This window comes from Deltaproteobacteria bacterium (assembly GCA_029860075.1).
Classification (GTDB): Bacteria; Desulfobacterota; JADFVX01; order JADFVX01; family JADFVX01; genus JAOUBX01.
On sequence record JAOUBX010000126.1, the window covers coordinates 1 to 8,602 of the forward strand.

Here is an 8,602-nt window from a genome sequence, read left to right on the forward strand (position 1 = left end):
CTGTTTTTCCGGTTGAAGGATGAAGGTCCACCTAAAATTTCGCCGCCTCCTCGCAATTCATCCATCAGGTTGCGCATGGACAGGCGATCATGAATCGTCTCTTCCGTATAGAGTTCCCCACGGGGATTAAGGGCAAAGGCCCCTTTTTTTATGACCGATGCCGCCAGGGGAATATCCGCCGTAATAACGAGATCACCTTCCTTGACATGTCCGGCGATTTCATCATCTGCCGCGTCAAAAGCGGCAGTCACCTGGATGGTCTTGATATAGGGTGAAGGTGGCGCCGGCATCGGTTGATTTGCAACGAGCGTAATAGTGATCTTCAGGCGCCTGGCGGCACGAAATAAAATCTCTTTGATAACCCTGGGACAGGCGTCGGCGTCAACCCATATTTGCATATTATAAATTGTCAATTGCTAAGGGTTAATAATAAAAAGGACCCTTTAAAAAGGCTTTAGACGATTTGTAACTTGTAAGTTGCAACTGATTCATCAAAGTGGAAGCGGCTCCATAGCAGAGTATTCATTGATAGGACCGACATGTTTAAAGCACTGCCCCGCCTCTTTATATTCCTTCTTCAGATAAACAAGCCACTGCTTTACACGCATGGCGATAAAGCGGTCATCCTTTGTTTCTTTTCTCGCTTCCGCCATTCCCGTCAGTAAGGTATGCACCTCCGTCCAGGCCAGCTTTCGGGGCCTCTCTCCCGCCAGACAAGTCTTTATCTCCCGGGCCAGTCCCGGAGAAGAGACGGCGCCCCGCCCTATCATGACGTCTTTGCAGCCGCTTATATCAATGCACCTCATGTAATCGTCCACACTGTTTATGTCGCCATTGGCAACAATAGGTATGTGACTCATTTCCTTTATCCTTGCAAGCCATTCCCACCTTGCAGGCGCATTAAAGCCATCGGCCTTTGTGCGGGCATGGACAGTGATGAAATCAGCGCCTGCCTCCTCTATGGCAGTGACGTTTTCAAACAGCAGGCTTGTATCGTCATAACCGAGCCTTATCTTGGCGGAGAGGCCTGTACCTTGAGGCACAACGGTCCTGACGGCTTTCATAATGTCATAAATTCTGCCGGGTTCCTTCAGCAGAACGGCCCCGGCGCCTCGGCGGTTAGCCAGTTTTGAGGGACAGCCGAAATTTATATCGAGCCCTGGAGCGCCCAGCTTAACGGCGCGCGCCGCATTGGCCGCCATGGCCCCGGGCACGCCGCCCAGCAACTGCAGCACGACAGGCGTTCCAGAAGAAGTGCGCCAGCCTTTATCCAGTTCAGGGCAGATGCGTCTGAAGTTTTTCAGCGGCTCTGTTCTGGTCGTAACACGCAAAAACTCGGTCATACAGAGATCAAAGCCCCCTGCCTCAGTGAGAATGTTACGCATGCAAGCGTCAAGAAGCCCCTCCATTGGGGCCAGTATAATTTTCATGGCCGCTATTTTATCAGATTAAAGGGGGAATGTCTTATTTTTTGCAGATCTAATCTTTGTTCGTCAATAACAAGCATGATGCCTTTTCACTAGCGATAAACGGCGTCATGGCTCCCTATGTGGAGGAGAATAATCTCCTCTTCAACGATTTTGATGGTAAGCGTAATGCGAAAGCTATAGGTAAGTCTGACGGCCTGGATCCCTTTTAATCTGCCGGAAAGGGCATGGAGTTTGAGGTGTGGGCTAGCCGGATCGGTTTCAAGGTCACGGAGTGTGTCGGCAAATTTTACTTTCACTTCGGGGTGTTTCCTCATGAATTTTTTAGCCGATCGGGTAAAGTGTTCCGTCCATACAAGGCTATACATTATTTATGGAGCCCAAGTTCCTTAATCAGGTCTTGAGCGCTCCCCTTCTTTATCCTCCCCGCCTTGTAGTCCTCAAGGGACTCCCTTACGCCTGCTACATAAGCGTTGTCTTCGGCCTTCACAAGCTCCTGGTAGCGCTCTTCTGAAAGGACGACATACATGGGCTCGTTATTCTTGATAACATGAACAGGGCCCTTACCCAGTTTTTCATCAACAGCCGAAATGCCCCGTCTCTTGATCTCCTGCGCTGCAATGGTATTCATTACAATACCTCCATAAGTATCTATTTTAGTACTGGTTTAAGTATAGCTCTGCCGGTTTGCTGTTACAAGTTTTTTTTAACGCTATGTATAGAAAGATCATGAACTTAGAGCCTTCCCTAAAAAGTCAACTTTCGGGCAGTGTCTTCTCAAATAAACGCAGCATATTTCCGCCAAGAATGGCCCTTATCTCCTCTTCCGTGAAATGAGCTTGAATCATGGCCTCCGTGAGAAGCACCAGACCGGCGGCGTCTACCACCGCCGTAGAACCGTCAAAGTCCGACCCGAGGGCAACATGTTCAACGCCGACCAAGAGGGCAAGATAGCGCATGGCCTTGACCGTATCTTGGAGCTTCTTTCCGCATACGGCATGTTTAAAGAGGCCGATTCCAATTACCCCTCCCCTCGCGGCGATTCCCTTCAAGTGATGATCTGAAAGGTTCCGCACCGTATCACAGGTGCCGCGGACACCGGTATGAGAGACAATAAGCGGACTACCCCCTATGCCTAGAATCTCGTCGATAGCCTGCGGTGAGGCATGGGCCAGGTCGATAATCATTCCCAACTCTTCAGCACGACTCACCACCTCCCTTCCAGGGGGCGTCAAGCCGCCTTTTTTCTTTCCATGGGCAGAGCCGGTAAGCTCGTTATCAATAAAATGGGCAAGACCGAGAATACGAAAGCCCGCCTCAAAAAGTCGATCCAGGTTTTCCGGTTTTCCCTCCAGCGCATGAGCGCCCTCGAGGGCAAGCATGGCGCCCACCACGCTTTGCCCCTGGCTGCGTCTTAATATCAGGTTTTCCAGTTTATCCCTGCCGGTAATCAGTTCCAGTTCACCATTAGAGGCCCTGACGCTATTGTGCAGTTTTTCGGCCTGATACAGGGCGCGCGCCATGCGGCTTGAATGGGTCTCTTTGGGCCAGTCATGAGACTTTGTGAGGGTCTTTATGGCATCGGGGCTTTCACTGTTGCCATCGAGTTTAATGAAGAGAGGAAATTGGGTGACCACAGAAAAAACCTGAAGTCCCACCTGCCCTTCTTTGAGCCGGGGCAGATCGACATGTCCATGTGACGACCGGACAAGGATATCCCGCTTCCACAGGAGCGTATCGGCATGAAGATCGACAATAAAGAGATTTCGGTGCAAGGCTTGGGCAGCGGGACCGGCACGGTAGGGAGGCTTGATTCTGACACGGTTAATGAGCCGGTCTGCCATGGAAGCGCAACCGCTTACGGCAAAGAGCATCAAAGTGAGCGTTAAATAACTTATATAAGGTTTCAAGGGGAACTCCTTTTTATAAGTCTTTGTATTGATCTGACAGTTTCAGGGCGGGGGGTGGTAAAAGCTTTACCCCATAAAAAAAGCAATTGAAGGGCAGTTTATTATTCAACCACCCCTGGCCCCTACCCTCAAGGGGCATAAATCCGTTATCAAGGCGGGGGATTTTTGGCGCTCTTGCTCCCCTCCTATATTAGGAGGGGTCGGGGGTGGTATGATCTTCACGTATCGCTGCATCCTATCCAAAAAACTCCCCTCCTGTTTCAGGAGCACCCATCCGAGCATAAAGGGCCGGGGGTGGTAAAAGCTTATATATTTCCCGTGCCTTAGCGTATTTCTGAAATCAATCATCAGGAAAATAATCGCCGTTAAGAGCAAAAAAGAGCCCATTTTCAGGGATTTATTATTTGATTTCAATGGGTTGACTTGGTCCGATCCCACCCGCAATTTCTTCCCCAATTATTCCTGGGTTAATCTTTCTATATTGAAGTGCAAGTCTTTTAATTCATAGCTGTCTACCTTTATCTCTTCTTGCCATTCTAATAATTCAGAATTTATTTTTATGATATATTTCCCATTTTCCAGGTAATCATGAAATTTAAATAAGCCCTTCTGAGTTGTTCTCGTTTCCAAAATCGTTTTATTATCTTTTTGCAACAGCAGTTTTGTATGCCCTAAAGGGGTATATTCATTGACAGTGATATACCCTTCAAGAAGCGTCCTGACTTTTTTGCGCTCAACATACACGGGGAATGGCCCCACCCTGCCCTGCCCTTCATAATGTTCGCCACTCAGATAATTTAATTTAGATTTCTTTTCAGTGTCCGGGCCTACGGCACAGGAAATGGTGGAGAGAGTTATAAGAACAAATATTAAAAGGTAAATGCGCATGGAATAAGCTCCTTTTTTTAACTAGTTAGCTTGACACGATCCCTCTGTTTTAAACTCCCCTCCTGTTTCAGGAGCACCCATCCGAGCATAAAGGGCGGGGGGTGGTAAAGGCTTCACCCTATAAAAAACAAAGGAAGGGAAATGGATTATTCAACCACCCCTGGCCCCTACCCTCAAGGGGCATAAATCCGTTATCAAGGAGGGGAACTTTAACTCCCCTCCTGTTTCAGGAGCACCCATCCGAGCATAAAGGGTCGGGGGTTGTAAAAAAATTACATGCCTTTCTCGGCCTTTCTGCAAATCTTCTCACAAGGCACCCCGTCACGATCGCCATCGAGAGAAGTAACGCCACAGGTATTCAAATAGAACATGGCTTCCTCGCAACTCCCCATTTGCCAGCATCGGCGTTTCTGGCCGCAATTAAAATCAGTTGTATTGCCGGATGATTTTTTTTCACGTTTACGTTTTCGCCATTCCCAGGGCGGTACCTGGTCAGGGAAGGACCAAATCCCTTTTTTTAGTCTTTTGGCTTCTTCCATTATGGTGAGAAGTTCGGCATCATCGCTATATTCATTGGTATACCAGGCGAATCCATATTCAAGCATAAATTTATTAATATCAAGTTCGTCCAGGTAAATTCGAACAAGCGGTACATAATTCTCATCTATGCCGTGCTCAACCACCCAAACCACTCTTCCGGCAATCAAGCTGTCAAGAAATTCCTTGGCCTTTGAACCGGAAGGTTGATCCATCTCCGGAGCATCGATATTGGCAAGTCTGACTCTTGAAGTTTGGCCCTGGAAAAGTATTTCCACCGTGTCACCGTCTGTATATTTCTTATTTTTGGATACAAAAGGAAGAGAAACGACCAGGCCCTCATATCCGGTGGCAAAAGCCGTAGAAGAGAAGAGAAAAAAAGAAAAAAGTGTTAATAAATATACCTGTTTAAACTTCATAATTCTCCTCCAGTTTTAAAATATAAAATAAGTATCTAAAGAGTGGCTGATTATTCAACCACCCCTTAATCCCCTACCCTCAAGGGGCATAAATCCGTTATCAAGGCGGGGAACCTTTAAACTCCCCTCCTGTTTTAGGAGCACCCATCCGAGCATAAAGGCTCGGGGGTGGTAAAAATCTAATATTTGACAGATTAACTCCTGAACCACCGGGTAATTTCTTCAATGGAAATATTTTCAGACGCAACCTTTAGAGTAAAGCTGTGCAATTCGTCGTTAGAAGTCTCCAGTTTATAGCCCTTTCGCAGAAGAAAAAGGGAAGAGGCCGTAATAGCCGTTCGCTTGTTGCCGTCAACAAAAGGGTGATTCTTTATCATACCGTGCATAAGTGCAGCGGCTTTTGTGAATATATCACCGTACAGGTCGCTGCCGTCAAAGGTCGCATCAGGCCTTGCGAGAGCAGAGAGGAGAAGTTTAAGATCCCGGACGCCATGTCTCCCCCCCGTCTCTTCAATGAGGCGATAATGGATGAAAAGGACCTGTTCAGGAGTGAGTGAGCACATTACTCGGCAAGTTTTTTAAGTGCAGGGCGGTACTCTTCGATAAAATCATTTACCTGACAGGCAAACTCTTTATCGATACCCTTATAGGAAGACTCCTTCACCCTGGGTACAATAATTATCCTTTGCCCTTCATTGTCCAGTTCAACATCCACTTCCGCTCCGATACTCAGATGAAGCTTTTCCAGCATCTCCTTAGGGATGGAAACCCCCTGGCTGTTTCCTATATGACATATCTTTCGCTGCATAGAAGACCTCCTGCTATAGTTATTACGATGTTATAACACAAGAAGCCATTTGTCAAATCAGGCGATGATTTTCTTTTTCAACCACCCCTAACCCCTCCTTATCAAGGCGGGGAACATTTTTTAAACTCCCCTCCTATTTTAGGAGCACCCATCCGAGCATAAAGGGCCGGGGGTGGTAAAATCTCCACCTCATAAAAACCATTTGAAGAGCAGTTGATTATTCAACCACCCCTAGCCCCTCCTTATCAAGGCGGGGAATATTTTTTAAACTCCCCTCCTATTTTAGGAGCACCCATCCGAGCACAAAGGGTTGGGGGTGGTAAAATCACCACCAACAGGCAATATAGCAGGCCTTCTTATTTCCTCAAGAATTCTCTCACAGACAGAATCAAGATTATCATAAATATCACTATTCATAAACCTTAATACCCGAATATTTAACCCATTAAGATATCCCGTTCTTTCATTATCATATTCAATCGCTTCATCTGTAAAATGAGAATCACCGTCCAACTCGATAGCGAGCCGCTCTGCCGGACAATAGAAATCCAGGATATATGCACCTACACTATGTTGTCGCCGAAATTTATGACCTTCAAGGGCACTTCTCTGTAAACACGCCCATAATTTCTTTTCAGCAGATGTTGCGCCATTGCGAAGATCCTTTCTTCGCTGCTTAAGGATTGAACGATTGTGGATTGGATTATCTTTAGTCATAAATTTCATTTATTGTTCAACCACCCCTTAATCCCCTACCCTCAAGGGGCATAAATCCGTTATCAAGGCGGGGAACATTTTTTAAACTCCCCTCCTATTTTAGGAGCACCCATCCGAGCATAAAGGGCTGGGGGTGGTAACCCCCCCCATTATCCACCTAAAGCAAGACGAAAACCGGTAATGCCGCCGCATTCATCAGGTTTCCAGCTGCTATGATAGGCAGAGCGCACGCGGTGAGCGCGGGTGATCCAGCTGCCGCCGCGTATGACACGGGCCTCACCGGTTTGAGCGCCCTGAGGGTCGATTTGCTTTTCCCTGGAGTATTCACCAACCCTGTCGCTGCAAAGCTCCCATACATTGCCGTGCATTTGATAGAGTCCCCAATCATTGGAAGGTAATGCTTTGACGTCAACCGTTTCTTCACGATACAAACCTTCCGCACCAGTTCCATAGGGATAATTTCCATTATAATTCACCTGCTCAGTAGTGATATAAGCACCAAAGCTAAAAGGTGTCAAGGTCCCTGCACGGCATGCATATTCCCACTCTGCCTCTGTGGGCAGCCTGAAGCCCGGATCATCCTTTGATTCATTAAGTCTTTCTATGAAACGCTGTACATCACGGCAGGTGACATTTTCCACAGGGCGTTCCATGCCTTTAAAGTCACTTGGATTATCTCCCATAAGGGCCTTCCACAAGGCTTGTGTCACAGGTGTATCGGCCAGCCAATAACCGGAGCTGAGAACCACTTCATGCTGTATTTCATCACTATCCCTGCCCTTCTCACTCTCAGGTGATCCCATCAAAAACCGCCCCGGTGGAATCCAGCGAAAACCCTGGCACACATTGTCGACTGTGAGGCTTACCCAGAGCCCTACGCCCTCTTCACCCCCGTCGCTCGCCCATGTTGGTGGGAATGGTTCTGCTAATTGATTCATGGTTAAGTCCTTACTCCCCTCCTATTTTAGGAGCACCCATCCGAGCATAAAGGGTTGGGGGTGGTAAAAAGCTCCCACCCATAAAAAAACATTTGAAGAGTTGCCGATTATACAACCACCCCTACCCTCAGGGGGCACTTGTACCCTTTAGGGTGTAAATCCGTTATCAAGGCGGGGAATCTTTTAAACTCCCCTCCTATTTTCTAGCAGTAATTCTCATCCCTCTTAAACATATATCTCTCAGGGTCAGATAAAGGTGAAAATCCAAATTTCTCATACAAACCATGAGCGTCAGCGGTTGCTAAAAACCAGAATCTTACCTGTAAGTCGGGGTGTTCAACGATATGTTTCACTAACTGCTTGCCCAAGCCCTTACCTCGATACTCCTCAAAAATAAAGAGGTCCATTAAATATGCAAAGACAACATGATCAGTAAGCACTCTGGCAAAACCTAACATCTTGTCTTCCGCATCATACAAGCCAAAACAAATAGAATTATCAATAGACTTTTTAACATTTTCTAAAGTCCGACCTTTAGCCCAATAGGATTTATGACATAAATAATTGTGGATTTCTTCTACATTTAACTTTGATTTTTCCGTTGATATTGAATATTTCATACAAGTACCTTATTTGGGATTTGAATCTTAGCCGGATAGGTTTACATAGTTTGCAACGTTAAACTAAACTTTCCCCTTTTTACTGTATGTAATTTCTTTTCGCTTTTGCCATTATTTCTTAAAACCCCCATTTTAACCCTCAAATGGGCCTTCTAAGCCTTTATTTGGACCTTTTTTTGAGCCTTTAATCATTAATTTCAGCTACTTAACTTTTAGAGTAGAAGGCAGCGAACCTGCCGATAATAAGACATGGTTCACAGCCTCCCCTCATCAAACCGTACTAGCGGTTCTCCCGCATACGGCTTTCCGATGTTCTTCTTTCTTAAGCATGCACACCT

The 8,602-nt window shown here is 46.6% G+C and carries 12 protein-coding genes; all 12 read right to left on the bottom strand.

What is annotated here, in order from left to right; translation table 11 throughout:
* The coding region (locus tag OEV42_20740) for a YaiI/YqxD family protein (GenBank protein ID MDH3976697.1) at positions 1–398 on the bottom strand (398 nt) is incomplete at its 3' end.
* A gap of 93 nt (positions 399–491) precedes the next feature.
* On the bottom strand, positions 492–1,430 hold the full coding sequence (locus OEV42_20745) for a tRNA-dihydrouridine synthase (protein MDH3976698.1): 939 nt from the start codon (positions 1,428–1,430) through the stop codon (positions 492–494).
* Between the two features lie 89 nt (positions 1,431–1,519).
* Complete coding sequence (locus OEV42_20750) at positions 1,520–1,795, bottom strand: plasmid stabilization protein (GenBank protein MDH3976699.1); 276 nt, start codon at positions 1,793–1,795, stop codon at positions 1,520–1,522.
* Positions 1,795–2,058: a prevent-host-death protein gene (locus tag OEV42_20755; protein ID MDH3976700.1), complete on the bottom strand. Its 264-nt coding sequence runs from the start codon at positions 2,056–2,058 to the stop codon at positions 1,795–1,797. Before OEV42_20755 ends, OEV42_20750 begins: the two co-directional genes overlap by 1 nt.
* Before the next feature lie 124 nt (positions 2,059–2,182).
* Positions 2,183–3,337, bottom strand: a complete 1,155-nt coding sequence (locus tag OEV42_20760; GenBank protein ID MDH3976701.1) for a dipeptidase — start codon at positions 3,335–3,337, stop codon at positions 2,183–2,185.
* 456 nt (positions 3,338–3,793) lie between these two features.
* Positions 3,794–4,225, bottom strand: a complete 432-nt coding sequence (locus OEV42_20765) for a hypothetical protein (protein MDH3976702.1) — start codon at positions 4,223–4,225, stop codon at positions 3,794–3,796.
* A gap of 272 nt (positions 4,226–4,497) precedes the next feature.
* Positions 4,498–5,181 carry a thermonuclease family protein gene (locus OEV42_20770; GenBank protein MDH3976703.1) on the bottom strand — a complete coding sequence of 228 codons (684 nt, stop codon included), beginning with the start codon at positions 5,179–5,181 and terminating at the stop codon, positions 4,498–4,500.
* Positions 5,182–5,375: 194 nt separating this feature from the next.
* Complete coding sequence (locus tag OEV42_20775) at positions 5,376–5,744, bottom strand: type II toxin-antitoxin system death-on-curing family toxin (protein ID MDH3976704.1); 369 nt, start codon at positions 5,742–5,744, stop codon at positions 5,376–5,378.
* Positions 5,744–5,989, bottom strand: a complete 246-nt coding sequence (locus OEV42_20780; GenBank protein MDH3976705.1) for an AbrB/MazE/SpoVT family DNA-binding domain-containing protein — start codon at positions 5,987–5,989, stop codon at positions 5,744–5,746. Before OEV42_20780 ends, OEV42_20775 begins: the two co-directional genes overlap by 1 nt.
* 282 nt (positions 5,990–6,271) lie before the next feature.
* Complete coding sequence (locus tag OEV42_20785) at positions 6,272–6,715, bottom strand: endonuclease domain-containing protein (GenBank protein MDH3976706.1); 444 nt, start codon at positions 6,713–6,715, stop codon at positions 6,272–6,274.
* A 140-nt stretch (positions 6,716–6,855) separates the two neighbouring features.
* Positions 6,856–7,644, bottom strand: coding sequence for a formylglycine-generating enzyme family protein (locus OEV42_20790; protein ID MDH3976707.1), 789 nt, complete (start codon positions 7,642–7,644; stop codon positions 6,856–6,858).
* 203 nt (positions 7,645–7,847) lie between these two features.
* Entirely contained in the window at positions 7,848–8,264 is a 417-nt protein-coding gene (locus OEV42_20795) for a GNAT family N-acetyltransferase (GenBank protein MDH3976708.1), read from the bottom strand.
* Positions 8,265–8,602 lie beyond the last annotated feature (338 nt).

Coding starts and splice junctions, on each gene's coding strand:
- OEV42_20770 (MDH3976703.1), bottom strand. CDS start 5,181: ATGAAGTTTAAACAGGTATATTTATTAACACTTTTTTCTTTTTTTCTC.
- OEV42_20745 (MDH3976698.1), bottom strand. CDS start 1,430: ATGAAAATTATACTGGCCCCAATGGAGGGGCTTCTTGACGCTTGCATG.
- OEV42_20795 (MDH3976708.1), bottom strand. CDS start 8,264: ATGAAATATTCAATATCAACGGAAAAATCAAAGTTAAATGTAGAAGAA.
- OEV42_20790 (MDH3976707.1), bottom strand. CDS start 7,644: ATGAATCAATTAGCAGAACCATTCCCACCAACATGGGCGAGCGACGGG.
- OEV42_20755 (MDH3976700.1), bottom strand. CDS start 2,058: ATGAATACCATTGCAGCGCAGGAGATCAAGAGACGGGGCATTTCGGCT.
- OEV42_20785 (MDH3976706.1), bottom strand. CDS start 6,715: ATGAAATTTATGACTAAAGATAATCCAATCCACAATCGTTCAATCCTT.
- OEV42_20780 (MDH3976705.1), bottom strand. CDS start 5,989: ATGCAGCGAAAGATATGTCATATAGGAAACAGCCAGGGGGTTTCCATC.
- OEV42_20750 (MDH3976699.1), bottom strand. CDS start 1,795: ATGTATAGCCTTGTATGGACGGAACACTTTACCCGATCGGCTAAAAAA.
- OEV42_20765 (MDH3976702.1), bottom strand. CDS start 4,225: ATGCGCATTTACCTTTTAATATTTGTTCTTATAACTCTCTCCACCATT.
- OEV42_20775 (MDH3976704.1), bottom strand. CDS start 5,744: ATGTGCTCACTCACTCCTGAACAGGTCCTTTTCATCCATTATCGCCTC.